This is a genomic window from Pseudomonas emilianonis (assembly GCF_023072625.1).
In the GTDB taxonomy this organism is placed as follows: domain Bacteria; phylum Pseudomonadota; class Gammaproteobacteria; order Pseudomonadales; family Pseudomonadaceae; genus Aquipseudomonas; species Aquipseudomonas paraveronii.
Genome location: NZ_JAKNRV010000678.1, coordinates 1 through 1210 on the forward strand (window position 1 = coordinate 1; position 1210 = coordinate 1210).

The following is a 1210-nucleotide window of genomic DNA, read 5'->3' on the forward strand; positions in this document are numbered from 1 at the left end:
GCATCCGCGCAGGCCGGCCAGGGCTTTGAGCGCTTTGGGCGCGTCGGTGAAGCCGCCTTCGGCCAATTGGCGGCAGGCCGCGTCTTCGTCCTGGGACTCTTCCCATAACGGCAACCATTCCCCACCGACGACCAATTCGCCTTCTTCGCCGTCTTCTTCATCCGGATCAGCGATCACCTGGCGGAAATGCCAGTCCACCCGCCCACGCCAGTACATCAGGCGCTCATGGAACGCGGCCCAATCGGCAAAGCCGAGCATAAAGGCAATGCGCGCCTGGTCTTCGGGGCTGTCCGGCAGCATCTGGGTCTGGCGATCGGCAATCGCCTGGATCGCATGCTCGGTGTAACGCAGGAATTCGTAGCCATCGCGCAACTCGGCGATCACCGCCGGCGGCAGGTAGCCCTGGCCTTCCAGGGTGCCCAGCACCTTGAGCAACGGCCGTTGTTGCAGGCTGAGGTCGCGCCCGCCATGGATCAACTGGAACGCTTGGGCGATAAATTCCACTTCGCGGATGCCGCCCGAGCCGAGCTTGATGTTTTCGGCCATGCCCTTGCGCCGCACTTCCTGCTGGATCAGCTGCTTCATGGTGCGCAGCGCTTCGATGGCGGAGAAGTCCAAATAGCGGCGGTAGACGAACGGTCGCAGCATATCGAGCAACTGCGCACCGGCCACCTGATCGCCGGCCACGACGCGCGCCTTGATCATGGCGTAACGCTCCCAATCGCGGCCCTGGTCCTGGTAATACTGTTCCAGCGCATTGAAGCTGAGCACCAGCGCGCCGGCCGAGCCGTAGGGCCGCAGGCGCATGTCGACACGGAAGACGAAACCGTCGACGGTCATCGGATCGAGGGCCTTGATCAATTTTTGACCCAGCCGAATAAAAAACTCCTGGTTATCCAGGGCGCGCTTCACGCCCACCGTCTCGCCGCCCTCGGGGTAGGCGAAGATCAAGTCGATATCGGATGACAGGTTCAGCTCCACCGCACCGAGCTTCCCCATGCCGAGGATCACCATCTGCTGCGGCTCACCGCTGCGGCCCCCGGTCGGCGTGCCGAACTGTGCGCAATGGCGTTGGTACAGCCATTGGTAGGCCTGGTCGATGCTGGCGTCGGCCATGTCGGAGAGGTCGCGACAGGTTTGCACCAGGTCCGCCTGGCGGGTCAGGTCGCGCCAGATGATGCGCACCTGCTGGCGCGTGCGCTGGCGGCGC

Annotated in this window: 1 protein-coding gene; it reads right to left on the reverse strand. The window is 64.0% G+C overall.

Translation table 11 applies throughout. The features are described 5' to 3' along the window. The coding region (gene glnE / locus L9Z73_RS30795; RefSeq protein WP_247408746.1) for a bifunctional [glutamate--ammonia ligase]-adenylyl-L-tyrosine phosphorylase/[glutamate--ammonia-ligase] adenylyltransferase at positions 1 to 1210 on the reverse strand (1210 nt) is incomplete at both ends.